18 protein-coding genes and 8 tRNA genes are annotated in these 24,532 nt (G+C 41.2%); 7 read left to right on the top strand and 19 right to left on the bottom strand.

Annotated features, from left to right (window positions below):
• Positions 1–510: 510 nt before the first annotated feature.
• Both FTV03_RS02085 and FTV03_RS02080 read right to left on the bottom strand, forming a co-directional pair.
• Complete coding sequence (locus tag FTV03_RS02085) at positions 511–1,791, bottom strand: DcaP family trimeric outer membrane transporter (RefSeq protein ID WP_180007538.1); 1,281 nt, start codon at positions 1,789–1,791, stop codon at positions 511–513.
• Positions 1,792–2,433: 642 nt separating this feature from the next.
• Positions 2,434–3,636, bottom strand: coding sequence for a multidrug effflux MFS transporter (locus FTV03_RS02080; RefSeq protein ID WP_180039717.1), 1,203 nt, complete (start codon positions 3,634–3,636; stop codon positions 2,434–2,436).
• Positions 3,637–3,771: 135 nt separating this feature from the next.
• Here FTV03_RS02080 and yccS point away from each other — a divergent pair, with 135 nt between their 5' ends.
• From yccS to FTV03_RS02060, 4 genes are all read left to right on the top strand, one after another.
• On the top strand, positions 3,772–5,940 hold the full coding sequence (gene yccS, locus FTV03_RS02075; RefSeq protein ID WP_180039715.1) for a YccS family putative transporter: 2,169 nt from the start codon (positions 3,772–3,774) through the stop codon (positions 5,938–5,940).
• Positions 5,941–6,025: 85 nt separating this feature from the next.
• Positions 6,026–6,586 (top strand): YcxB family protein, encoded by a 561-nt coding sequence (locus tag FTV03_RS02070; protein ID WP_078191438.1) that lies wholly within the window; start codon positions 6,026–6,028, stop codon positions 6,584–6,586.
• Between the two features lie 189 nt (positions 6,587–6,775).
• Positions 6,776–9,478: a sulfite reductase flavoprotein subunit alpha gene (locus tag FTV03_RS02065; protein WP_180039713.1), complete on the top strand. Its 2,703-nt coding sequence runs from the start codon at positions 6,776–6,778 to the stop codon at positions 9,476–9,478.
• 104 nt (positions 9,479–9,582) lie between these two features.
• Entirely contained in the window at positions 9,583–10,353 is a 771-nt protein-coding gene (locus tag FTV03_RS02060) for a YdcF family protein (protein WP_180039711.1), read from the top strand.
• A gap of 53 nt (positions 10,354–10,406) precedes the next feature.
• Here FTV03_RS02060 and FTV03_RS02055 read toward each other — a convergent pair whose 3' ends face one another.
• The 11 genes from FTV03_RS02055 to FTV03_RS02005 form a co-directional block, all read right to left on the bottom strand.
• A complete protein-coding gene (locus tag FTV03_RS02055; protein WP_078191441.1) occupies positions 10,407–10,868 on the bottom strand; it encodes a DUF2750 domain-containing protein in 462 nt (153 codons plus the stop codon).
• Between the two features lie 97 nt (positions 10,869–10,965).
• Positions 10,966–11,041: transfer RNA gene (locus FTV03_RS02050), tRNA-Val, on the bottom strand.
• A 98-nt stretch (positions 11,042–11,139) separates the two neighbouring features.
• Positions 11,140–11,216: transfer RNA gene (locus FTV03_RS02045), tRNA-Asp, on the bottom strand.
• A 44-nt stretch (positions 11,217–11,260) separates the two neighbouring features.
• Positions 11,261–11,336, bottom strand: a tRNA-Val gene (locus FTV03_RS02040).
• A gap of 31 nt (positions 11,337–11,367) precedes the next feature.
• Positions 11,368–11,444 (bottom strand) — tRNA-Asp (locus FTV03_RS02035).
• 13 nt (positions 11,445–11,457) lie between these two features.
• A tRNA-Val gene (locus tag FTV03_RS02030) sits at positions 11,458–11,533 on the bottom strand.
• A gap of 21 nt (positions 11,534–11,554) precedes the next feature.
• Positions 11,555–11,631 (bottom strand) — tRNA-Asp (locus FTV03_RS02025).
• Between the two features lie 47 nt (positions 11,632–11,678).
• A tRNA-Asp gene (locus FTV03_RS02020) sits at positions 11,679–11,755 on the bottom strand.
• Positions 11,756–11,784: 29 nt separating this feature from the next.
• Positions 11,785–11,860, bottom strand: a tRNA-Val gene (locus tag FTV03_RS02015).
• A gap of 461 nt (positions 11,861–12,321) precedes the next feature.
• A complete protein-coding gene (elsL, locus tag FTV03_RS02010) occupies positions 12,322–12,816 on the bottom strand; it encodes a cell wall-recycling L,D-carboxypeptidase ElsL (RefSeq protein WP_180039709.1) in 495 nt (164 codons plus the stop codon).
• On the bottom strand, positions 12,809–13,243 hold the full coding sequence (locus FTV03_RS02005) for a YbaN family protein (RefSeq protein WP_180039707.1): 435 nt from the start codon (positions 13,241–13,243) through the stop codon (positions 12,809–12,811). The genes elsL and FTV03_RS02005 overlap by 8 nt, the downstream gene beginning before the upstream one ends.
• An 88-nt stretch (positions 13,244–13,331) precedes the next feature.
• Between FTV03_RS02005 and FTV03_RS02000 the strand changes: the two genes are divergently transcribed.
• From FTV03_RS02000 to dapE, 3 genes are all read left to right on the top strand, one after another.
• Positions 13,332–14,195 (top strand): DUF1853 family protein, encoded by an 864-nt coding sequence (locus FTV03_RS02000; protein ID WP_180039705.1) that lies wholly within the window; start codon positions 13,332–13,334, stop codon positions 14,193–14,195.
• A gap of 163 nt (positions 14,196–14,358) precedes the next feature.
• A complete protein-coding gene (locus FTV03_RS01995) occupies positions 14,359–14,508 on the top strand; it encodes an entericidin A/B family lipoprotein (RefSeq protein ID WP_180004989.1) in 150 nt (49 codons plus the stop codon).
• Positions 14,509–14,629: 121 nt separating this feature from the next.
• Positions 14,630–15,763: a succinyl-diaminopimelate desuccinylase gene (gene dapE, locus FTV03_RS01990; RefSeq protein WP_180039703.1), complete on the top strand. Its 1,134-nt coding sequence runs from the start codon at positions 14,630–14,632 to the stop codon at positions 15,761–15,763.
• 69 nt (positions 15,764–15,832) lie between these two features.
• On the opposite strand, the gene FTV03_RS01985 is transcribed toward dapE, so the two are convergent.
• The 6 genes from FTV03_RS01985 to pilG all read right to left on the bottom strand — a co-directional run bounded on the left by FTV03_RS01985 (position 15,833) and on the right by pilG (position 24,425).
• Positions 15,833–16,300: a hypothetical protein gene (locus FTV03_RS01985; RefSeq protein WP_180039701.1), complete on the bottom strand. Its 468-nt coding sequence runs from the start codon at positions 16,298–16,300 to the stop codon at positions 15,833–15,835.
• Between the two features lie 3 nt (positions 16,301–16,303).
• Positions 16,304–20,818, bottom strand: coding sequence for an Hpt domain-containing protein (locus FTV03_RS01980; protein WP_180039699.1), 4,515 nt, complete (start codon positions 20,816–20,818; stop codon positions 16,304–16,306).
• 162 nt (positions 20,819–20,980) lie between these two features.
• Positions 20,981–23,056: a methyl-accepting chemotaxis protein gene (locus FTV03_RS01975; RefSeq protein ID WP_180039697.1), complete on the bottom strand. Its 2,076-nt coding sequence runs from the start codon at positions 23,054–23,056 to the stop codon at positions 20,981–20,983.
• 44 nt (positions 23,057–23,100) lie between these two features.
• A complete protein-coding gene (locus FTV03_RS01970; protein ID WP_180007529.1) occupies positions 23,101–23,637 on the bottom strand; it encodes a chemotaxis protein CheW in 537 nt (178 codons plus the stop codon).
• Between the two features lie 6 nt (positions 23,638–23,643).
• Positions 23,644–24,012, bottom strand: a complete 369-nt coding sequence (locus FTV03_RS01965; protein WP_078191059.1) for a response regulator — start codon at positions 24,010–24,012, stop codon at positions 23,644–23,646.
• A gap of 29 nt (positions 24,013–24,041) precedes the next feature.
• A complete protein-coding gene (gene pilG / locus FTV03_RS01960; protein WP_078191060.1) occupies positions 24,042–24,425 on the bottom strand; it encodes a twitching motility response regulator PilG in 384 nt (127 codons plus the stop codon).
• Positions 24,426–24,532: the final 107 nt, after the last annotated feature.

The following is a 24,532-nucleotide window of genomic DNA, read 5'->3' as shown; positions in this document are numbered from 1 at the left end:
CTAAAGAGTTTGAAAAATATTCATCATCTGATTCAAATAAGTAAGTCTGAGCTTTAAAAATCAACTCAAAATGACTAACAAATCGCTAAAAGTTTTAAATTGAGAAACAGCCTCAAATGAAGCAAATTTAATGACAGAACATTGTGTATGTCTGTACTGTTTCGCACTATTTCTGAAAAGTCGCACATTATGCAGCCTGAACAATAAAATTTCAGTACTTTTTATTACAAAAAGTTAATTTTTCTATAATTTAAAGTTATATCCAATTGTTTTTATTTAAATGCATTCGTATTTTTTATCTATATAAAATATTAAAGATTTAAGCGTGATCTATACACTGTACGTGGTTCAACGCCTGCTTTAACCAGTACGACATCATGACTCAGGCGATTTAATGAATCTATCTGTTTAGTGCTGTGAGTTCATTTGTGTTAATACATCCTCTGTTTAAACAAAAAAAGCCTGAACTAAGTCAGGCTTTTTTGATCGATTCTGATCGATGATTTGAGCTTAGAAGCTATATTTAGCCATTAAGCCAACGCGGTCATCGTTATAAGATTCACCAGCAAAGTTTTTGCGTTTACCGTTCACATATTCCAAGCCAAGTTCAACTGGTTTTACAGGTGCGTAAATAAAGTTAATCCAAGCTTGCTGTGCTTCTTCGTTCGCATTTGAATTCAATGCATCTTTCGCATACGCGCTGCCATCATCCGCAAATAGCGCGCCGTAAGCTAAAGTCGAACGTAGTTTTTCATTAAACTTATAAGTTGCACCCACTTGTACAGCAGTGAATTTGTTTTGCTCGATGTTTCCATCTACAACAGAGTAAGCCGAGTTAGAACCATATAAATAGTTGCTGTTGCCTTCTGTATACGAGACATCACCATTCAATTTCAATTGATCAGTCACTGCATAAGATGCACCCGCTGCTACACCCCAAGCTGTTTCTGTATCATCCGCAGCTTTAGATTTGTAGTTTTCAACCAATGCACGAGCTGAAGCGGTACCTTTACCTGCAGCAAAACCTTGAGTCACTTTGGCAGTTAAGTTTGGAAGGCGATATGTCGGATCTGCAGCAACAGTCCCTTTACTATCCCCTTCTTCCGCAGAAACAAATAGTTGAGTATCTGGAGCTAATTTGTAGTTATAACGAACTTGAGGAATACGTGTAGTACCACCACCCAAGTTTGTATTGAAATCAATCATTTCTGGTGCATGGCTAGACAAGAAGTTAGATGTCGTTTGACCAAATAACCAGTTGTTAAAGGTTAAGTAACCGTGACGTAAGCGAAGTCCATCATTTGAACCACTTGCATCTGCAAAGTCGACTTCAATTTTACCGCCCACTTTATTATCACCACCGACAGGTGCTGTAAAATCTAAACCAAAACGTGTGGTTTTTGCAGTTGCGCGAAGTTTATCTCGTGCTTCTTCTTTAGACGTATGTACGTTGTTGAAGTCGTTATCCGCACCTTCAATGATGTAGTTTGCATCACCACGAACAAAACCATAAAGACTTACATCTGCACCTGTTTTAGATTTCAAGCTTGCAGCTGGAGTAGCTGGTGGCGGTGGTGGTGCAACAGGACGCGCTTTAACTTGCTGAATCTCTGTTTGTTGCTGTTGTTGAACTTGCTGCTGCGCTTTAATCAAACTTTTCAGTTCTGCAACTTCTGCACGTAATTGTTCAATTTCAGAAGTATTGCTGCCTGCATGAGCCATTGAGACCGTAGCCAAACTCATGGCAACAACAAGGGTTTTCATTGGGTGGAATACAGTTTGAGTTTTCATCCTAAGCTCTCTATTGTCCTGTCATTGTTGTATGCCCTAACTCTGGGCGCTTTGTTATTCGCCTATTTGAGCGGACAAATTTCAAGCTGCATATCCGTGCTTTAGTCGCATTAAAGTCCCAACTTGCAGCCCTTAATAACGAAATACTTGAAAGCAAAAAGCAAAAACGCTGAATCCATCACTGAAAATAGACTGAAATATTTAGTTAAAATTCAGACTTAGCCGATTCAGATGGCAAAAAAGCTCAACACTCATACCTTAAAGGTAAATATCCATACCCTATAGGTATGTCATAAAAACGATAAAATCCGACACATTACCGATAGAGGCATTCGATATGTAGTGATCTAGCATAAAGCACTGTGTTTAATGCAAATAATACTTATTTATCAGTTGCTCTATTTCATTACAATGGGACTACAGCGATCCACCGTTTCACTTTTTATTTTCAAGTGGATGATTGTTTAGAGATAAATTTCGAGTAAACAGATACTGCCCTCACAATGGGAAAATAGCACCCTCATTCATCGTTATGGATGATGAACATTTATAATGAGTGACGCGGATATTTGATCAAAATACTAGTACGTTGATGACCGACGTTTAAGTCAAATGACCTAAACATCATCACCTGCATTCAGCTCACCCCATCGTTGAAGCTTTTAAACTGCGCATAGTAATCATTGCAACAACTACAAATAGCAACATAATCAGGGCCATATTGATCAGCGCTGACCATACTAAAAAGTTCAAAAACACTCCGGCCAATAGACCACAGGCAAATTGCATACTTCCCATAATGGCACTGGCTGTGCCAGCTCGTGAGCCTTGTTCAGACATCGCCAATGCCATGGCATTTGGCCCAGTGAAGCCGATTGAAGCAACACATAAGAACATGCCAAACATTACAACAACGATAGATGAAAGATAAAATAGCCCCGCCACCAATAAGATCAGCACACCACATAATTGAAGTGCATTACCCAAGTGCAATCGATGGCGAACATCCAGTCGATTTGCAAGTTTCTTATTGAGGGTTGAAAACACCATAATCCCTAAAGCATTCGCACCAAATACGTAAGCAAATTGCTGTTGGCTCAGTCCATAACCATCCATCAAAATGGCAGATGAGCCACTGATATAACAAAATAAAATTGCGCCAGAAAAACAGCCTGTGAGCATCGGTTTACGGAAAGTTTCGTCCTGTACAATCGCACCATATAAACCTAAGACTTGTTTCAAACTTAATTTTAAGCGTCGCTCAACAGGCAGGGTTTCTTGAAAGAAAAAATGTACGCAGAAAAGACAAAAAATACCGACAAGTACCAATACCGCAAATATGTATTGCCATTCAAACACCTGCAATACCCATGCGCCTAAAGTAGGTGCAATGATCGGTGCAATTGTTGTCACGATCATCATACTGGCAAAGGCTTGAGCAGAAGCTTGCATACTTAAGCGATCACGAATTGCTGCACGGGCAATCACCACACCAACACAGCCACCCAAGGCTTGCAAAACGCGAGCCGCGATCAAGCTCCATTCACTTTTGGCAAAGACACACAGAAAACTGGCACAAATATATAAAACCAAACCGAAATATAGCGGTGTTTTACGCCCAATGCGGTCGCTGACCGGCCCGTAAATTAACTGTCCAATCGCCAAACCCAAGAAATACGCTGGAAGACTATTGGCCACTTGTTGCGTTGTCACACCAAAATCGTCGGCCATTTGAGGTAAAGCCGGCAAATACATGTCGATTGAAAGTGGACCTAAAGCAGTCAGCAACGCCAACAAGACGATCCAGCGTTGAGAAAATTCCTTTTGTGATTCGACGCTTTTCATAAGAATAATTCATTTATCGCAAGCAAGTTTTGCAGACAAGTTTACACTGCACATAGTATTATTTCTTGGCTTCAATGTGAAAATTCACACGATACACATTGCTTACTGTCCCATCGCTTTAGCAAAGGAAAAATTTTGAACGCCTGGCTCGCACGACTGAAACAAGCAACCTATAACACGACCTTTATGTATAACTTGCGCATGGTCATTGCCTTCGCAGGAACAGCCTTTGTCCCATATTTTTTAGATCAGCAATTGATGACCATTCCCCTCACTTTGGGTGTGGTTGCCGCAGGTCTAAGTGATATCGATGACCGCTTTTCAGTCCGCGTGCTCAATCAAATTTATACCTATATCGGGTTCTTTGTTACTGCGGTATCCATTTATCTGTTGTTCCCGCATCCGATTTTATTTGCTTTGGGGCTGATTGTGTCTTGTATCGGTTGGATTCTTTTGGGTTCATTGGGTCGTCGCTATGCCACCATTTCTTATGGCTGTCTGGTGATCTCCGTGTATTCCATGCTAGGGGTCGAACTTTTTGAAAATTGGTATACACAAGCAGGTTTATTGGTCATCGGTGCGATGTGGTATGGACTGCTTTCGACTTTGAGCTTTCTACTGTTTCCTGTACGTCAAGTTCAGGACAAATTGGCGCAAAGCTATTCATCTCTAGGTGACTTCTTATTTGCAAAATCTAACTTGTTTGATGTCGATATGACACCAGAAAGTTACCAGCAAAGTTTGATTGAGCTATCGCTAGAAAATGGCAAATTAATTGGCATTTTCAACGATATGAAAACAGCCTTATTAACGCGTTTAAAAGGCGACCGTGGACAAAAAGATACGCGTCGTAGCCTGCAATATTATTTTGTCGCGCAAGACATTCATGAACGTGCCGATTCCGCGCATATTGATTATCAAAAATTGACCCGTATTTTTGAACATAGTGATATTTTATTTCGCTTTCAACGTGTGCTTTCAATTCAAGGAAAAGCCTGTAAAGATTTGAGTATCAGTATCTTACAGCGAAAGCCATATCATCATAATCAACGCTTTAAACATGCATTCCACAATCTAAAACTGTCACTCGAAAAGCTGCGTGAAGAGCAAAAATATGATGAAGTTTGGATCAACTCTTTATTTGCTTTATACCAAAACCTAAAAGGCATCGATGCGCAATTACGTAATGTCGAAACCGAGCGTTATATTGACCGACAATACCTGATTGAAAATCGTTTAAAAGATGATGATTTAAAAGGTTGGGACGACATCGTCATTCGATTCAAACAACATTTGAGCCCTGAATCGGTGCTGTTCCGTCATGCTGTGCGTTTATCGACCGTGTTATTTATTGGTTATATTTTTGTCCAAGTGACCAATATCAGTTATGGCTATTGGATTTTATTGACTGCCCTGTTTGTCAGCCAGCCGAACTTTAACGCCACCAAGCGCCGCCTCTATTTACGTATCATTGGCACCTTGGTCGGGATTATTTTAGGTTATGCAATTTTATATTTTGTCCCTTCTGTCGAAGGTCAGTTATTGCTACTCATTTTAAGTGGCGTATTGTTTTTTGAACTACGTAGTAAGCAATATGCACAAGCCACTGCGTTTATTACCATTTTGGCGCTGATTAACTTTAACTTAGATGGCATGGGTTTTGCCGCAGCTATGCCGCGTATGATTGATACACTGATTGGTTGTGCCTTGGCATGGTTTGGTGTGAGTTTCATTTTCCCAGATTGGAAATTCCGTCGCCTGCCTCGGACCATCAGTCGTTCTATTCAAGCGCAGTGTGATTATTTGGCCGAAGTGGTTGAACAATACAAATCTGGTCGTAATAACGGGTTGAATTATCGTGTGGTCCGTCGTGCAGCACATAATACCGATGCAGAAGTAGCATCACTGATTTCCACATTAGCCACCGAACCCGATACCGATCCGACTCAAAAAGCTTTAGCCTTTGAGTTTTTGTGCCTCAATCATACCTTTATTAGTTATATCGCGGCCTTAGGTGCGCATCGTGAAAAAATTCAAGGCCAACAGGTCTTAGCCTTATTGGATAAAGCTGCGGATGACATTCAAGGTGCATTGCTACGTGACGAAGTTCCAGACTTATCTGCGCAAAATATGTTGCAAGAAATCCGTCAGCGTTTGTCACAAAACAGTGAGGAAGATCAGAAAGCCTTAATTGTGCTACAACAGCTTTCTTTGATGTTTAACGTGTTGAACCAATTTAGCCAATTGAAACAAAATCTCAGTCATGAGCATGATCAGGCATCGACTGAACTGGCTTCGCTATAATTTGGATGATTTTGGAACAATATACTCACTGAATTGGTATAAATAATGCTAAACTTTTTACAGTTTTAAATCTGTTACTTTCACTATGACCGCAAAAAATTTATACGCCTACACGCTAGAGCCAGTGGCTTATGAAATTTCTGAAGAAGAACAACGTTATGCTCAACTTGTTCTGTCTCGCAGTAACTTCAAAATTGGCAAAAAAGCATGGCTAATTATGGGTGCAATTCTTGCACTGGCACTCTTGGGCCTCATCTTTATTAAGAACTATTCAACAGTATTTTGCTGGGTAGCTATTGTCTGTGTCGTGATTTACTTCCTTGTGCGTAAATTCGGTATCGAATGGTATGCGAAACGCAAACTGAACGAAGTCCCTGTACAAGAAATTAAAGGCATTCGTATGGGTGTTCAGCCGCATGGGATCTCAATGCAGCAACGTATGGGCGCAAACATGGGTACGATGACTGTCGGTTGGAAAGACATTCATGAATGGTATGACACCAAAGACTTCATCCTTTTAAACTTTAAAGTGAAGGGTCAAGACGGTGCATACATCTTGCCTAAACGTATGGATAGCAAGAAGTTTCCATTTTCGACCATTCGTAAGCACTTAAATGAAACTGTAGGCCCAGCTAAAGCAATTTAAGCCAAACAGACATTTATGTATAAAAAAACCTCCACTTTTTGGAGGTTTTTTTATCTGTTTAATTTTCGAATGATCATTGATAATTACAATAATGAGAATGAATATTACTTACTTTTTCCACATTCTCTACTACATCATCGTTTATAATTCGTCGCAATTCAGCAACCTTTTATCAATATTAAATCCATCATGTTTAAGAAAACCCTTTTCCAGATTCACTGGTTCTTGGGGATTAGTGCCGGCTTAATACTCTCGCTCATGGGGGTTACAGGTGCCATTTATTCCTATGAACAGCAAATACTTAAAGCAATCAATCAGGACAGTTATGTAGTTCAGGTTCAACAGCAGCCTAAACTAACCCCTGCTGAGCTTTATGAGCACTTTAGTCAGTCTGATCCTGACATGAAAATTAACAGCATCTCTATTGCCTCAGATGCTACCGCCTCAAGTACCGTGAATATTGTCAAGGAAGGTGCTCGTCGTGGCTATAACATGATGGTTAACCCCTATACAGCCGAAGTTTTACCTGAAATCAAAGGTCAAAAATTCTTCCAGTTTGTACAGCAACTACACCGTAATTTAACTGTTGGCCCTGTAGGTAAACAAATTACCGGCGCATGTACACTGATGCTGATTTATTTTGTATTGAGTGGTTTGTATCTGCGTTGGCCAAAAAGACATTCTGTAAAACAATGGCTTGCAGTAAAACCGAAACTCAAAGGACGTAATTTCCTATGGGATTTACATGCAGTCGTCGGCACATGGGTGATTGTTTTTTATCTCATTTTGGCATGTACAGGTCTGTACTGGTCTTATGACTGGTGGCGTAATGGCATGTTTAAGGTCATGGGCGTTGAACGTCCACAGCCCCAATTACAAGAAGGGCCAAAAACGAATGGGCACCCTACTGAACAGGCAGGTGCAAAGCAAGGTGGTGAAAAACAAGCCACTGAAGCAGGACAATCTCGAGGTGAACACCAAGCACGTTCTGAAAGCAATCCTGCAACGTCAGGTCTCTCTGAACATGGCGCTCAAGAAAATAAACATGGTGCTGAAGGTCGCGGAGAAAAACGTGGTCTAAAACCTAAACAAGTAAATATTGCTCTTACGCAAAGTTGGAACGGCTTTAATCAAAATATTGGTCGTGAATACTCAAGTGTCACTTTTAATATTCCGAAAAAAGCCAATGGTGAATTAGAGATTAACTTCGTCGATGCAGTCCCTCAACATGAGCGTGCTCGCAACAAAGCGACTTATAACTACCAAACGTCTGCTCTCACCGATATCGAGTTATACGAAGATAAAAAGTTAAATGAAAAAATCATGACCAGCATGTTACCTGTGCATCGTGGTAGTTTCTTCGGACCGATTTATCAGTTCTTTGCGGTTATTGCATCCCTCATGATGCCGCTGTTCTTTGTCACAGGATGGATGCTCTATCTCAAACGTCGTAAACAGAAAAAACTGACACAGCAAGCCCGTCAAAGCTTAGCACCAGTTACCATCGACCCAAATGCACAGCCTTGGTTAATTTGCTATGCATCACAAACAGGTCAGTCTGAACAATTGGCATGGCGTACAGCAACAAGCTTACAAGAGGCTCATCAGCCTGTAACAGTGAAACCTGTTCAGCAACTTTCAGCAGATGACTTAACTCAAGCCTCTCAGGTTTTATTTGTTGCAAGTACTTATGGCACTGGCGAAGCACCTGACCTCGCTTCAAGCTTTGAACGTAAACTGATGACACAACGCCTCGATTTGAGTCATGTTCAGTTTGCCGTTTTAGCTTTAGGCTCTGAAGAATATCCGGATACGTTCTGTAGCTTTGGTCATGCGATTCATCGCTGGATGCAAAGTAATGCTGCGAAGCCCCTGTTTGACACAATTGAAGTCAATAATGGCGACACCCAAGCCATTCAAGCATGGAATAGCGCTTTAGCCAAAGCGACTAAACTTGAACTTCAGCACATGCAAATTGAAAAAACTTTTGATGCATGGACATTGACCAAACGTGATCTACTCAACCCGAACAGTTTAGGTGCCCCTGCATTTAATATTGAGTTAAAACCGCAACATGAAGCCAACTGGCAAGCGGGTGATATTGCAGAGATTCAGCCGGGTAATAGTGCTGAACGTATTGCAAACTTCATGCAAAAGTACCAAATTCAAAGTCAGCAAGTGGTTGATTCTACTCAGCAACGCATTGAAGATGCATTATTGGATCGCAACCTAAATACGGATGTTGAACCATTTGCCAATCTTGATCATTTGCTCGAACAGCTTCCACCGCTTCCAACTCGCGAATACTCCATTGCCAGTATTCCAAGTCAGCAAGTATTACGCTTAGTGGTACGTCAGCAGTCCAATGCGGATGGTGAGCTTGGTTTAGGCTCTGGTTGGTTAACACAACATGCAGCGATCAACAGCACACTACAACTGCGTATTCGTACCAATGAATCATTCCATCTAATTGCAGATAATCGTCCTGTGATATGTATTGGTAACGGTACCGGTATTGCTGGTTTACTCAGCTTATTACATGCACGCGTTCGTCAAGACTATACGCAAAACTGGCTGATTTTTGGTGAGCGCCAACGCGCACATGATTTCTTTTATCAAGACATCATTGAAGCATGGCAAAACACCGGTTTAGTACAACGCATAGACCTCACCTTCTCTCGTGATCAAACGGAGAAACGCTATGTGCATCATGAGCTACGTGACCAAGCGACCTTATTAAAATCATGGGTAGAACAAGGTGCCGTGATTTACGTCTGCGGTAGTATCAATGGTATGGCAACTGACGTTGACCACGCATTAATTGATATATTAGGTGAAGATATTGTTGCTGAACTGCGTCAAGCTGGACGTTACCGCCGTGATGTTTACTAATAAGATGTTTACTAATCAATAGCCCCAACTCAAAACCAGACCTCGTGTCTGGTTTTTTTCACGCTATACTTAGGCCAAATACGGATACTGCTTTAATTTTTTGAATGAAAAGAATACTACTGCTTTGTGTAGGCTTGCTGCTCTGTGTAGATGCCATTTGGTTGCTTACATTAGATAAAATTCATTTAGGCATTCTTTTACCCTTAGTCATTGGGTGTATTTTTCTTATATCCGGACTATTTACAACCCAAATCCACAATATTTTAGATCATTCCCCCAAACTCAAAAGGCTCTGGCGTGCGGCATGGTGGTTGTTTTGGCTTTGGCTATTGAGCCTTTTGCTGTTTTTTGCGTATTTACACTTCAATAGCCACCAATCTAAGCCATTTACTTCCTTCCAAGCCATCATCGTTTTGGGTAGCGGTATTGAAAATGGTCAACCCTCTCCGACCTTAAAGGCGCGTCTCGATGCCGCAGCACCGTATGCCTTGCAACAACCCAATACTATTATGATCATGACCGGTGGTTTAGGCTTTAATGAAAAAATGACCGAATCTTCCGTCATGAAACGCTATTTACTTCAACACTATGACATTTCAGCGGCAGGCATATATGAAGAAAGTAAAAGTACCAGTACAGAACTCAACCTGATCAACAGTAAAATGATTTTAAAACAACATCAGATTTCTCTTGATGCCCCCATTGCAATTGCCAGTAGTGACTTTCACCTCCCACGTGCAAAAGCAATTGCACGAAAGTTAGGCTATACACAAGTGTATACCATTGCAGCACCTACACCGCTGTACATCCGCTACAACTCTTGGTTACGTGAATATTTTGCCTTTTTGAGTGGTTTTGTACTCAATGAATATTAAAAAAGCCCTTGTTCGACCAATGAACAAGGACTTTTTATGCTGTAAATAAACCATTAATTTAAACGAATACTACGTGGCAAAGGAATTTTAAGGTTTTCAAAAATTTCTGGGCGCTGTTGATAGACTTGATATAAATAATTTTTAATATCTAACAGCATCTTTTCAGGCGCAACCAAAATATTTTGCCCTTCTGGGGTTAAATCTAAAGATACTGTAGTGCTCTCGCTGCGTAAAAACGGAATGACTTTTTCGATAAAGTCTTTTAATGAAATTTCCTGAATTTCATAATTGGACCAATTGTCTTTAATTAATAAACGTGCCAAACCACGGTTTTGCCAAATGGCGAAGGAACGTTGACCTGTAGGTGTCGCACAAAGTGCCCAACCATCTTGATATAACGCAATCACGCCACCTTGAGCGACCATATTTTCAATAAATTGTTTATAGGTTTCTTGAGGATTGTAATTTGTGGTTTGAGTTTTAGACGCTGCCTTGCGCTGATATGGATTTCTCATAGATCACATACAATATTAAAATTATTATAGAGCGGATTCTATGTAAATCAGAAAATTTAGGCAAGCTTTTGGATAAAGAAGTTTCTATAGAAGAATATGGTGGGCGCTGACGGGATCGAACCGCCGACATTCTGCTTGTAAGGCAGACGCTCTACCAACTGAGCTAAGCGCCCTGAGCGAAGAGTAACAAAGCGAAGCTTTGTCTGAGCGCAAGAGAAAAATCGAAGATTTTTCTAAAGGCATTCTCTTGAACAGAGATTTTTAAGATAAATGGCGCAGCGGACGGGACTCGAACCCGCGACCCCCGGCGTGACAGGCCGGTATTCTAACCAACTGAACTACCGCTGCATCACGTAGTTTCTTTCGAAACACAACCTATATCTTAAAAGATATGGTGGGCGCTGACGGGATCGAACCGCCGACATTCTGCTTGTAAGGCAGACGCTCTACCAACTGAGCTAAGCGCCCTTAAAGGGTACAACAATTATATTCTTTGAAATGGCGCAGCGGACGGGACTCGAACCCGCGACCCCCGGCGTGACAGGCCGGTATTCTAACCAACTGAACTACCGCTGCATCGCAAAAAATATGGTGGGCGCTGACGGGATCGAACCGCCGACATTCTGCTTGTAAGGCAGACGCTCTACCAACTGAGCTAAGCGCCCTCAAAAGATCTATCATGTAAATGGCGCAGCGGACGGGACTCGAACCCGCGACCCCCGGCGTGACAGGCCGGTATTCTAACCAACTGAACTACCGCTGCACTTACACAATGTCGCTATTGTGGTTCAAACGAATTAAGATTTAAAGTGGCGCAGCGGACGGGACTCGAACCCGCGACCCCCGGCGTGACAGGCCGGTATTCTAACCAACTGAACTACCGCTGCACTCTAAATATCTTAACGCTGAAAAGGTTTGGTGGGCGCTGACGGGATCGAACCGCCGACATTCTGCTTGTAAGGCAGACGCTCTACCAACTGAGCTAAGCGCCCTTTTCAAAACATGTTCATCGTTTGATGAGGTGCATTATAGAGAATCCTCACGGTCTGTCAAACGCTTTTCTAACTCTTTTCCACTTTTTCTGTTTGAGTGATTAAAAAATAAGTTATATTGCGGAAAAATCAGTATTTTTGAACATTTTTTAGCTATAAACCTGTAAATTTATTACTAAAAATATGACTTATATTCTGCATCATTCACATAAAAACAGTTTTTCGCGTGGACTCATAGCTAATCGTTCAGCGAACCGACGATTAATTCACCACACACACTGCATTCTAAAACACCCTAGTGTACAAAATACATTCAAACACGACTTTCTGTTGGTTTGCGAGCATTAGTCCTGACAAAAGTCCTGACAAAAAAACGCCTTTCAAACTCACTTTAATTTTTCAAATCTTAGTTTTGATGCCATGAACTTCGGTTTTCATGGCTTGTGCTTTTAACGACGTGTTCAATGTTCAGTGATGTAAACCAGCGCATTTAATGGAATCAATTGATAAAGTTCTACAACATCGCTGTTTCGCATGCGAATACAACCATGTGACATCGGTATACCCATAGGCTCGCGATCTGGTGTGCCATGAATATAAATATAACGTTTATAAGTATCACAGCCCTCACCTGCATTAAAGCCGGGTTCTAAACCACTGAGCCATAATATTCGAGATAAAATCCAATCCCGATCAGGGTGTGATGCAGCAAGTTGCTCGTCGTAAACCTCTCCGGTCCACTGACGTGCTTTAAAAACTGCATTTTGAGGTTGTTGTCCACCAAACTTTTCAGCGACTTGATGCCAGCCTCGTGGGGTCTTACCACTATTTTCCTGCTCACCAATGCCATTTTTACCCGATGAAATCAGGTAAAACTTATTCAGCTTCGGCAAAGTTAAAGTTTGATCTTTCAAGTTAATCAGGATATCGGCTTGATCTTGGGTATATTCAGACATGCTCTTGCTCTTTCTGCTTATCTTTATCTTCTTGTTTAGTCTGCGGCGATTGTTCAATAGTCCGCATCTGATTTGGCTCAGGTCGTGTCCATAACCAAATACCAACGATCAACATGGTTAAGTCCGTGAAAATCTTGACGGCAATCGGTGCAGAAGTAAAAAGCATAATCAGACCACTCACAAACATCATGATCGATGCAAACCATTTTGCTTTGCGGGGGACGGTGCCATTTTCGCGCCAAGCGCGTAGGGTTGGGCCGTATTTAGGATGATTCAATAACCAAGCATCCATTTGTGGCCAGCCTTTTGAAGCTGCCCATGCTGCTAATATTAAGAAGACTGTCGTGGGCATTCCCGGCAATAAAGCCCCTATAAAGCCTAAAATGACAAAGACAACCACTAAGCTTCGCCAAAACAACGTCTTCATACCGCTACCCTGAACTTTCAATTCAGGTAGTATAAGATGTTTTTAACAATTATCCGTTGTTATTCTGCATTATTCGAAAGGTTTCAATATGGCTGTAACCCCGACAACGTCGTCTTATTTTGAGCCATGGTTGCAATTTAAACAGCCCTTAGTTCGCCAATTGGCTTTCTGTATTGCTAGCCCAAATATTCTGCAGCAAATTCCCAATGAACTCGAAATCCGCTATCCCTTTCATTTTCATCCAAGCGAGCTTTGGCAAAAACATTTTGAAGCCTACCTTCCCCGTTTAAAACAACTCGAACAACACCCAAGTGCATTAGTAGAATTTTTACAAAAATTAAAAAGTACTCGCCTTGGTTTACGTTTCGAAATGTTTATATGGTTTTGGCTTCTCGATCACCCATACCATCCCTACCAGTTACTCGGACATAGCATTCAAAAAATTGACGGCCCTCGTACAGTAGGTGAACTCGATTTTGTTTTAAAAAATACCGAAAGTGATGAAGTTGAACATTGGGAAGTGGCTTTAAAATATTATCTAGCCGAGCGTGATTTTCAATTACCCTATTGGTATGGCTTAAATCGTAGTGATACTTTGGCTCGTAAGCTTAATCATTTCACCCAAAAACAATTCCAATTTGATGAAGCACTTGGGCAGCAAATTCAACAGCGCTATTGTGTTTTAAAAGGTCAATTATATTTACCTATTCAGCGTACCAACACATTGCCAAACTGGGTCAATCCTGCGCGCAGAATAGGTCAATGGGGACACGCTATTCCATCCACAAGTCAAGGCTATTATCGCTTACAACGACATGAATGGATCTGCGTGCAGCAGCAACCCACAAGTGAAACCGCTCATTGGTGGACAGATGGCCTGTATAAAAAAAGCAGTGATGAAAGCTATTATATGTATAGACAACCACGCTTGGTTTTACCGCAAATCACTTAAAATAACGGAAGGCGAAATTTGTAGTTTAGTAGAAATTACATTAATTTACTTAATCACCATAAAAACCACCTACTGTTTAATACGGCCATTTTTTAATCTAAATCTCACATCAGAATAATTTATTCCTCTAAAAATTATTCTTTCATAATGGAGAATACAGTCAATGAAAAAAATTCTAGCTGCATCACTTATGGTCGCTTTTATACTGACAGGTTGTAATACAGTAAAGGGTATGGGTCAAGACGTATCTAAAGCTGGAGATGCGGTAACCAATACTGCAGAGAAAACTTCAGAAGAAATTCGCCGCAATTAATTTATTTCCCAAGATTTTATAAAAGAGCCCTATTTTTTTAATAGGGTTTTTTACGTCTAAATTTCCCTTCGCTTGTTGATTCGCCTATTATATTGCGACATTTTTGACTTCTGTATTTAGCATGACCTCAACAGCAACTCTTGATCTCAGCCTAGAACTACTGCGCCAACCGTCGGTGACACCGATTGACCATACCTGCCAGAACATTATGGCGGATCGTTTAGCCAAAATTGGCTTTAACATTGAAAATATGCGTTTTGATGATGTAGATAATCTTTGGGCACGTAAAGGGACTGAAGCACCAGTATTTTGCTTTGCAGGTCATACGGATGTAGTACCTACGGGTAACTTGGATGCATGGGGTTCTGACCCATTTCTTCCTGAAATTCGCGACGGTAAACTGTATGGTCGTGGCAGCGCAGATATGAAAACCGCGTTGGCAGCTATGGTTGTTGCTTCAGAACGTTTTGTTGCAAAGCATCCAAATCATAAAGGTTCGATTGCATTTCTTATTACCTCTGACGAAGAGGGTCCTTCGATCAACGGGACTGTCAAAGTTGTTGAAACTTTAGAAGCGCGTAATGAAAAAATGACTTGGTGTTTGGTGGGTGAACCATCTAGCACCAACACACTTGGCGATATTGTTAAAAATGGTCGTCGTGGTTCGCTAAATGCGAATTTAACGGTTAAGGGTAAACAAGGGCACGTTGCTTACCCACATCTAGCGGTCAATCCAATCCATACAGCATCAAAGGCACTGGCTGAACTTTGCGATACCGTGTGGGATAATGGCAACGAATACTTCCCCGCAACATCTTTTCAAATTTCCAATATCAATGCCGGTACAGGCGCAACCAACGTTGTTCCGGGCACGATGAATTTACTCTTTAACTTCCGCTATTCAACAGAAGTGACGGCGGACGAACTCAAAGCACGCACCTTGGAAATTCTAGATCGTCATGGCGTTGAATATGATATCTCTTGGACCTTATCTGGTCTTCCATTCCTCACCCCTGTCGGTGAGTTAGTGAATGCCGCACGTGATGCCATTCGAGATGTTACAGGGACTGAAACAGAACTTTCGACCAGTGGTGGTACTTCTGATGGTCGATTCATTGCACCTACAGGTGCGCAGGTGCTTGAATTGGGTGTTTTAAATGCCACGATTCACCAAATCAATGAACACGTCAATGTGGCAGAACTGGAGCCACTTTCTGAAATTTACGAAAAGATTTTAGAAAACCTGTTGGCTTAAATATTCCCTGCATAGTCAAAAAAAAGGAACTCCATTGAGTTCCTTTTTTTATATCGCGTTTTGCAAATATTAAGCCGCTTGAAGCCCAATACTGTTTTGAATATTGGCTAAATTTGGAATATGAAATACCTGATCGGCCAGGCGTACATATTGGAAAATATTGGCGTCTTTCACAGCTTTTTCTTCATCAACCACTTCAGAAATACGCAGACGAATGGTTTTCGGCATTTCATTACACATCAGTGCAAAACGCTGTCCAACATCATCACCTTCAATCACCAAAGCCACGCCCTGATTTTTTGCAGGATCATTGACCGAGAAAACAGGCAATTTCAATTCATGCCATTCAACAAAAGGAACCTTGGTTGCACTATCGAGCGCTGAAAGCACAATATTTTGTGGCAACAACATTGGCTCTTTACCATGACAATCAATGATATACGCATCTATAAAACCGGTAGAAACCGTAATAAGATGTTGCAGTTCCTGTTGATCAATTTTATCGCTGACAACCTGAGAAACAGTATTTTGGCTCATAGATTACCCCTGCTTTTCTGCAATTAAAGCTTCAATATTGGCAAGCAATTCAGCTTCTTGGAATGGTTTACCCATATAGTGAGTCACACCTAAGCTAAATGCACGCTCACGATGTTTTTCACCTGTACGCGATGTAATCATAATGATTGGCAAGTCACGGTGAATGTCGTGGTGACGGACTAAGTTAGTCACTTCGAAACCATCCATACGTGGCATCTCAATATCAAGTAGCATCAAGTCTGGACGGACATTTTCAAGCTGTTCAATTGCATCCACACCATCTTTCGCTGTCACGATGTCATAACCTTGACGTTCAAGTAAGCGTGAAGTCACCTTACGTACTGTCACCGAGTCATCGACAATCATCACTAAACGACGCGCATTGGCTTGACGGCCCAAATCACGCTGCTCAGCTGAATGTTTAACACGCTGTGTAGTTTGAATTTGACGTGCAATATTTTGCCCATCCAAAATCAAACATACATGACCATCACCTAGAATCGTGGCACCTGCAATCGCGGCCACACTGGTAAATTGTTGACCAATTGGTTTCACCACGATTTGAGAACGTGAACCCACCAGCTGATCGACCAATAAAGCAATGGTTTGACCACTGTTGCCTTTAATTAACAGTACAGGCAATGAATGGCCGACATTATTTAAACGTGGAATTGGCTGATTACCCACAAACTCTGATAGATAACGTAGTTTGTAATTGGTATTGTCAATTTTAAACACGTCATCCTTACTATTGAAGTAAGTTTCAAGTGCCGTAGGTGTAATACGGACAATACGCTCAATTTGCGCTAATGAAATCGCATATTGCTGATCGCCAGCTTTCACCATCAAGGCATCGCTGACCGCTACCGTCGTTGGTACACGAATGGTAAAGGTTGTCCCTTTACCTAACTCAGACTCTACGGAAACATGACCACCCAAGGCTTTAATTTCACTTTGCACCACATCCAGACCAACGCCACGACCCGAAATTTGCGTTACCGCTTGTGCCGTTGAGAAACCTGGATGGAAGATCAATTGCAAGATTTCTTGTTTATCGAGGAACTGATCCGCTTTGATTAAACCAAGTTTTAAGGCTTTGTCTTTAATTTTGGTTTCATCAATCCCTTTACCATCATCACTGAAAGACACCAGTACATCAGTACCCTGACGACTAATGTTCAAGACGATGCTACCTACTTCTGGCTTTTTTAAAGCCAAACGGTCAGCAGTATCTTCTAAACCATGGTCGACCGCATTACGCAGCATATGTTCAAATGGTGTCACCAAACGCTCTAAGATCGTACGGTCCAATTCACCTTCTGTATTTTGAACAATCAATTCTGCAGGACGGTTCAAGGTCGAAGAGGTTTGACGCACAATACGTTGTAAACGTGGTAACAAACGATCAAATGGCACCAAACGGGTACGCATCAGACTTTCTTGAATTTCTGACTGAATACGTGATTGTTGTAATAACAGACCTTCCGCATCACGGATTTTTTCTGCCAAAGTACTCTTGAAGTCAACCAAATCCGACGCAGATTCGGCTAGAGATTTTGACAATTGGTTAATCGATGAATATTGGTCCATCTCCAATGGGTCGAAATCCGCATAGCGTGAATTTTCAGAACCATGTTTGGCAATAATTTGTGACTCAAGCTCACCATCCATTCGACGTAACTGGTCAGCAAGTCGCTTAATTGCTAACTCCATTTCATTCAAGGTATTGCCTAGCTGACCTAAGTCCATCTCAATACGTGAACGGTTAATCGAGTTTTCGCCTGATAAGTCAATCATCTTCTCGACGAGATCAGCCGAGATACGAATCATCTCATTACTGTTATCAGAAGAATTAGCTTCAGACCATTCACCCAACATAGATGGAGGTTCAACACCATCACCTTGAATAAATTCAAAGCCTTTACTGACAATACCTTGTTCTAATTCTGCAACACGGTTTGGCAATTGAACCGTAACATCCACATACTGAATGGATTCTAGGCTCAATTTGATGCTATCAAAATTACTATAGTCGTGGTTGAAGATCGCTTCTTTTAACCATGCCAACGTCGTTTTGAGTAAGCCGTCATATGCATTTGAGTTGAAATGATGAACCGCGAAATGCTCAAACGTCGTCTCAAGTTGATACGCAATTGCGGCAACAGGTTCATTTTCAACCATACGCGCACCACCCTTAATACTGTGGGCAGCACGTTGTAATTGAAGCAATACGTTACGGTCACTACGTTGTTCAGTCCATTGATTTAATAATTGAACGGCTTGTTCAAGAATTTCCTCAGACTCTTCAAGGAAGGTTTCTTCCATGACAGAACGTAGATCGTCATCTGGATGCTCAACATGTTCAGCAACCGCATGTTCAAGATGTTCAACAGCAGACTCAGTGTGAGCAGTCGTTTGAGCTTCAACCACTGCTTCTGCAGTGTCTTCAGCAACATCCATCGGCTCTGACACCGATACATCTGGTTCTACTGCTGTTTGTTCAGTTTCAGCAGAAATAGGGGCCGAAGCCAATGCAACAGCTTCTGAACGCTCTCCTGCCACAATTGACTGAATATTCTTGAGAATATCGATCACATTATTCGCTGGGTAGTCGATCCCTTGGTCACGAATGGTTTGAATACGATCTGAAATATCATCCTGCACTAAACGAATAATTTGAATTAACGCAGGCGTAATCGAAATTTGCTGACGAATAATGCGCTCATAAATCGACTCTAATTCATGCGAAATTAAACCCACATGAGACGCGGCAATCATATTTGCACCACCTTTTAGGGTATGCAAATAGCGCATTAAATTATTCAAAGCTGAAGTATTGGTCTGATCACGTGTCCAAGTACTGAGGTCTTGGTCAATCCCCACCAATAACTCTTCTGCCTCTTCAATAAAGATCCCTAAAAGATCTTCATCAAAGTCATTATTCGCATCAGCCGCTTGCATCTGTTGATGATCAAGTTGAATACGCTGACTTAATTGTGCAAAGTCTACTGCTGTTGTATTTGCAACAGCGGCTTTATCTTCTACTGTGGCAACAGGTTCAGCAACTACATGAGCTTCTGGTGTAGTCGTCGCTGCAACTGCTTCAATGTCTTGTTGAACAAATGCAGTCAGCTCATTTAAGAAACGCTGAACCTCTTCACTTAACACTACACGCTGACCCGCAGCTAAAGTGTCAAATAAGTGAATGAACTCTTGATGTGCTTGCGCAAATAACTCATAGCCATAATCAGCATGGAGCAATTCAGGCTTTTCAACTAAAGACTGATACGCTGCACACAGTTGAGTTGTGAAATCATGAATACCAACAGACGCACGATTATCTGTATGTTCGATCAACTCTAAAGCTTGCTGACTAAGCTGTTGAATATAGTCTGGGAATTCAGCAAGTGCACGTTTATCAAACTCAAATTCAGCATCTAATAACTGATCAATATTTAATTCGATTAGTTTAGAAACCAAACCTTGTGGATTATCTTCAGGCGCCAATTGATCTTGGCTAGCAAAACCATAATCATCCCAAGCGGCTTTGAAGGTTTCATAAATAGATGCAAGATTTGCCTTATCTCCTGAACGCAGCACGTGTAAATAATCACGAACAAATTCAGCATATTGAATCAATAAAGCAGTTTCTTTCGAGCTCGATACGATTTCGTCTTGCAATAAAGTTTTGAATAAATTTTCAACTTTTGAACTGGCTTCAAAAATCTCTTCGATTTGTGCCATCGACGAACTACCACGTAAGGTGTGTAGCGCGCGAATCAAGCCATTATAGTCTTGTGATTTACTGTCATCAGATTGGAGGAACTGATCAATCGTTTGTAGATGTTCTTCAGCTTCTTCAATAAAAATGCTCACTGTTTCTTCGACTAGTGATGCATCTGCATCCAATTGCTCAACAACAAATTCTGATTCAATGACCACATCAATCGTACTTTCAAGCACTTCTACAGGTGCTGTAGCTTCAACATCAGTCAGTTCTAAACCAGTGACACCATCTTCAGATTTTAATTGATCTGCCAGTTTTAATAATTCTTCGAGTGCAGGCTCAAGGCTGATATTTTGTTGTAATTGTTGCCCCATTAAAACCAATGGGCGTAAATCAACATCCAATTCGGCAACATTTTTAAACCGTGGATAGAGCTTATATTGATAAACATTTAAAACTGTTTGTGCAAACTTTTGAACGGTTGGCGTTAACTGTACTGAACCCGCAATGACACGGTTCAGCGTATCTTCAACTGCCCATGCAGTTTCACCCGCCGATTTTGCCCCGACCATACGACCCGAACCTTTCAGGGTATGGAAATGACGACGAATCGTCGTTAAAGTGTCTTTATCTTGTGGATTTTCCAACCAAGTTGTAAATAAACCCGCTAGTTCTTCAAAGATTTCTTCTATTTCTTCAACAAAAATCTCTAAAATTTCTGCATCTTGATCAAGATAACTATCTTCAGGAAGCGTAGTTGTTTCAACTAAATTTTTTAATATTTCTTTCATAGCTAAGGCTTCTTATGTTTTGCCACCAAGAAGGTTGCTCAAACTTAATTGTAACCATCACCTAAGACTTAACTGTGACGTTAAGTTCACCTTATCGATGTGTTATCTGTAATCGGTGCAGTACCCTAACCGTAGCTAAGGTACTGCAGGTTTGCGCCTGACTTACTCTGGGAGTTTAAAGTCAGATACAGATTCACGTAATGATTCAGCCATGTTCGCCAATTCAGATACCGAACGTGCAGTATCAAATGTTGCACTGGTGGTTTGCGAGGTAATTTCTTGTACAACGTTCATCGTTGTCGCAATATGACCTGCTGAAGCAGACTGAAGTTTTGCAGCATCCGAAATGTTTGCAATCAGTTTCGCCAAGTTACCCGATACAGACTGAATTTCATCCAGTGCTACGCCGGCATCCTTAGACAAGTTCGCACCACGTACAACTTCCGAAGTCGTTTGTTCCATTGAAATTACGGCTTCGTTAGTATCCGTTTGAATGGTTTTTACCAAGCCTTCAATCTGTTTGGTTGCAGACGCTGAACGTTCCGCAAGACGCTGTACCTCATCCGCTACCACGGCGAAACCACGACCTGCTTCACCCGCCATCGACGCCTGAATTGCTGCGTTTAATGCCAAGATGTTCGTTTGGTCGGCAATATCGTTAATCAGTGCGACAATGTTACCAATCTCTTGAGAAGACTCACCCAAACGTTTAATACGTTTTGAAGTTTCTTGAATCTGCTCACGAATCGTGTCCATACCTTCAATTGAACGGTTTACAACATCTGCACCGTTTGCAGCAATTTGTACTGAACGTTCTGCTACGACAGCTGATTCTTCAGCGTTCGAAGATACTTGGTCAATCGACATTGCCATTTCGTTAATCGCGGCAGATGCACCAGCAATCTCTTGCGCCTGATGCTCAGATGCTTCTGCAAGCTGGTTGGTAATACCCTGCGTATTCGCCGTATATTGTGCAACTTCTTGAGAAGTTTCTGTAATACGCGATACAAGGTCACGTAATTGGTCGATTGCGAAGTTAATCGAGTCGGCAATCGCACCCGTAAAGTCTTCAGATACCGTCGCATACGAACGTAAGTCACCGTCTGCAAGATCGGCAATTTCATCGAGTAAACGTAAAATCGCGTTCTGGTTACGGTCATATTCTTCTTGAAGACGGGTTACACGGAATTTATCCGATTGACCACGTAAAGAAAGAAGTTTGAACACACAGATCAAGAAGGCTGTTAAAGCAAGAATCAACAGTACCGCAGGTAAAATGGTTTTCAAGCCTGTGCTAGAAGACAATTGATTTAAGTTGTCCAACAATTTGTCTGACTCAGCAAAAATTTGTGAAGATGCTTTACGTACGTTCACAATTTGCGTTGAGTTTTTCAAAATTGTCGCAGCCGCTGATTTTAATACGTCATCATATTCAGCTTTAATACCTTCAAGTGACTCACGTAATTCAGGGCTTTCAATACGTTGTACACCAAGCTCTGTACTACCATCCAATTGAGCATTTAAGTACAAACCAAAGGTTTCAGTATCGGCACTAAAGTCATCTGCAGACTCACGTGAGCTATCAGAACCTGAAAGCACCGAACTGATCGAACGTAAAATACGTTCCGCAATTAATACTTGGTTTTTCGCAATTACCACCTGGTTCGAAGGCATGTCTTGACGTGCCATTTGGTCGACCATCAAGTTATATTCAGCCTGAATCCCCGGAATGGTTTCACCAATCGCGATGTTTGTGTCATATAACTTGTTAATGATTTTTTGTTGCGAAGTAATCAAGTCAATACTTTTTGAAACTTCAGCCCACTGCGTATCTACAGATTTCAGCGCATCGGTATTTGCATGAATATCTTTTACAGTTTCCAAGTTTTCTTTGAACGAATCTTGAGAAGCAATTAATTTTTTCATTGCATCTTCAGTACCTGAAGCTGTTGCTTCAGTTGCTTGACGCGAAATTGTTTGCGAAAGAAGACGGAGTTCACCCAAACTTTGCGTTAATTGGTTACCGCGAGGAACGCTATAGAATAGGTATAATAAAATGATCGTTGCCAGTACTAATGAACCAATCGCACCATAAATAAATGGTTTGGATTTTTCACTATCACCAAAAACTCGAGATAATTGATCTGTCTGTGATTGCAGTTTTGCCAGAAAAGCATTACCGCCTTTACGACCACTGGTGCTTTCACCCGTATTTTTCTTTTTAAGTTTAAAGCCCATTCAGCTTCTCCCCGATTACGCCTTCTTTCGTTCGTGCGCGACAATTAATTTATAAATTTTATAGATGCGTTCATGTATTTTGGATTTTGCAGTAAACGACTGAAGAGAAATACATTCCACTGCTGGTTATGCTGGTGGAAATACCCCTGACAATATTCCTGTAAATTTCGATCCAACTCATTATGTTTAGAAAAATAACTTTTCTTATTAAAGTGTTGAATACCCAAAACTTGATCGACTACCAAACCGACATAATGGTCATTATGACTAATACATAAAACTTTTTGAGTGGGTGAAAAACTACTTCGATGACCGGTTATATATTGTGCTAGGTCAGACAAAGAAAGTAAGCGTCCCCGAATATTGGCTAGTCCTATCACCCAAGGTTGGGTGTTGGGAACTGGCGTATATTTTGGTGGGTAGATCACTTCAGCTACTTCACCTAAAGGAGCAACGTAATATTGCCCCATCATCTCAAAAGCAATGCCTGACCATCGGTTTACTTCATTTTCAGTGGAAACGTAGTTCTTGTTTCCTCGTTTTGCGATTCGAAGTAATTCGATAAATCCATTTGCTGCCATAGAGCTTTATCCTGCATTGAGGTGTTGCTTAATCACATCAATTAATTGTTTTTCGTCTACAGGTTTAGTTAGATAATCAGAAGCACCTTGGCGTTTACCCCAAACACGGTCAGTTGCCTGATCTTTGGTACTTACAATGACAATCGGGATATGTTTGGTGGTCGCACCACGTGCAATTTGACGTGTTGCTTGGAATCCATTCACACCCGGCATTACCACATCCATCAAGACCAAATCAGGTAACTCAGCTTGAGCCATCGTCACCCCATCTGCCCCATTTGAAGCTTCAATCACTTCAAATCCGTGTTTACCTAAAATTTCTTTAAAACGGAATGTTTCTGTTGGTGAATCATCAACGATTAGGATACGTGCCATGCTTTTTCCCCAAAAAATAAAAAATCTAATTAAGCCGTAACGTGATTACGGATTGCATTCAGCAATTCATCTTTACTGAATGGCTTAGTCAAGTATTCATCCGAACCTACAACACGACCCTTCGCCTGATCAAATAAACCATCTTTACTTGAAAGCATAATCACAGGAATATTTTGATAATTTTGAGAGTTTTTAATCAGGGCACAAGTTTGATAGCCATCAAGACGTGGCATCATTATATCGACAAATACGATATCTGGATTCGCATCTGCAATTTTTGAAAGTGCTTCAAAACCATCTACAGCAGTGACTACTTCACATCCTTCACGCTGAAGCAGCGTTTCGGCCGTACGACGAATGGTTTTTGAATCATCAATTACCATGACTTTTAGATTTTGGAATTTATCGTCCATTTATTGACCCTACCCATTGAGGATGTACAAACAATTAAGTTAGCAGCATTATTATTTACAAGTTGTGAACATTTTTAACATATCTTTACTTGCGTTTTCAATGAACA

The sequence above is a fragment of the Acinetobacter sp. YH12218 genome, from assembly GCF_013417925.1.
Classification (GTDB): domain Bacteria; phylum Pseudomonadota; class Gammaproteobacteria; order Pseudomonadales; family Moraxellaceae; genus Acinetobacter; species Acinetobacter amyesii.
Note: the sequence above shows the minus strand (reverse complement) of the source record. Positions and strands in the feature narration are given on the sequence as shown.

What these genes read in the sequence shown, in the direction of transcription:
- FTV03_RS02085 (WP_180007538.1), bottom strand. Translation starts at nt 1,791, where the DNA reads ATGAAAACTCAAACTGTATTCCACCCAATGAAAACCCTTGTTGTTGCC.
- FTV03_RS02080 (WP_180039717.1), bottom strand. Translation starts at nt 3,636, where the DNA reads ATGAAAAGCGTCGAATCACAAAAGGAATTTTCTCAACGCTGGATCGTC.
- FTV03_RS02070 (WP_078191438.1), top strand. Translation starts at nt 6,026, where the DNA reads ATGACCGCAAAAAATTTATACGCCTACACGCTAGAGCCAGTGGCTTAT.
- FTV03_RS02065 (WP_180039713.1), top strand. Translation starts at nt 6,776, where the DNA reads ATGTTTAAGAAAACCCTTTTCCAGATTCACTGGTTCTTGGGGATTAGT.
- FTV03_RS02060 (WP_180039711.1), top strand. Translation starts at nt 9,583, where the DNA reads ATGAAAAGAATACTACTGCTTTGTGTAGGCTTGCTGCTCTGTGTAGAT.
- FTV03_RS02055 (WP_078191441.1), bottom strand. Translation starts at nt 10,868, where the DNA reads ATGAGAAATCCATATCAGCGCAAGGCAGCGTCTAAAACTCAAACCACA.
- elsL (WP_180039709.1), bottom strand. Translation starts at nt 12,816, where the DNA reads ATGTCTGAATATACCCAAGATCAAGCCGATATCCTGATTAACTTGAAA.
- FTV03_RS02005 (WP_180039707.1), bottom strand. Translation starts at nt 13,243, where the DNA reads ATGAAGACGTTGTTTTGGCGAAGCTTAGTGGTTGTCTTTGTCATTTTA.
- FTV03_RS02000 (WP_180039705.1), top strand. Translation starts at nt 13,332, where the DNA reads ATGGCTGTAACCCCGACAACGTCGTCTTATTTTGAGCCATGGTTGCAA.
- FTV03_RS01995 (WP_180004989.1), top strand. Translation starts at nt 14,359, where the DNA reads ATGAAAAAAATTCTAGCTGCATCACTTATGGTCGCTTTTATACTGACA.
- dapE (WP_180039703.1), top strand. Translation starts at nt 14,630, where the DNA reads ATGACCTCAACAGCAACTCTTGATCTCAGCCTAGAACTACTGCGCCAA.
- FTV03_RS01985 (WP_180039701.1), bottom strand. Translation starts at nt 16,300, where the DNA reads ATGAGCCAAAATACTGTTTCTCAGGTTGTCAGCGATAAAATTGATCAA.
- FTV03_RS01980 (WP_180039699.1), bottom strand. Translation starts at nt 20,818, where the DNA reads ATGAAAGAAATATTAAAAAATTTAGTTGAAACAACTACGCTTCCTGAA.
- FTV03_RS01975 (WP_180039697.1), bottom strand. Translation starts at nt 23,056, where the DNA reads ATGGGCTTTAAACTTAAAAAGAAAAATACGGGTGAAAGCACCAGTGGT.
- FTV03_RS01970 (WP_180007529.1), bottom strand. Translation starts at nt 23,637, where the DNA reads ATGGCAGCAAATGGATTTATCGAATTACTTCGAATCGCAAAACGAGGA.
- FTV03_RS01965 (WP_078191059.1), bottom strand. Translation starts at nt 24,012, where the DNA reads ATGGCACGTATCCTAATCGTTGATGATTCACCAACAGAAACATTCCGT.
- pilG (WP_078191060.1), bottom strand. Translation starts at nt 24,425, where the DNA reads ATGGACGATAAATTCCAAAATCTAAAAGTCATGGTAATTGATGATTCA.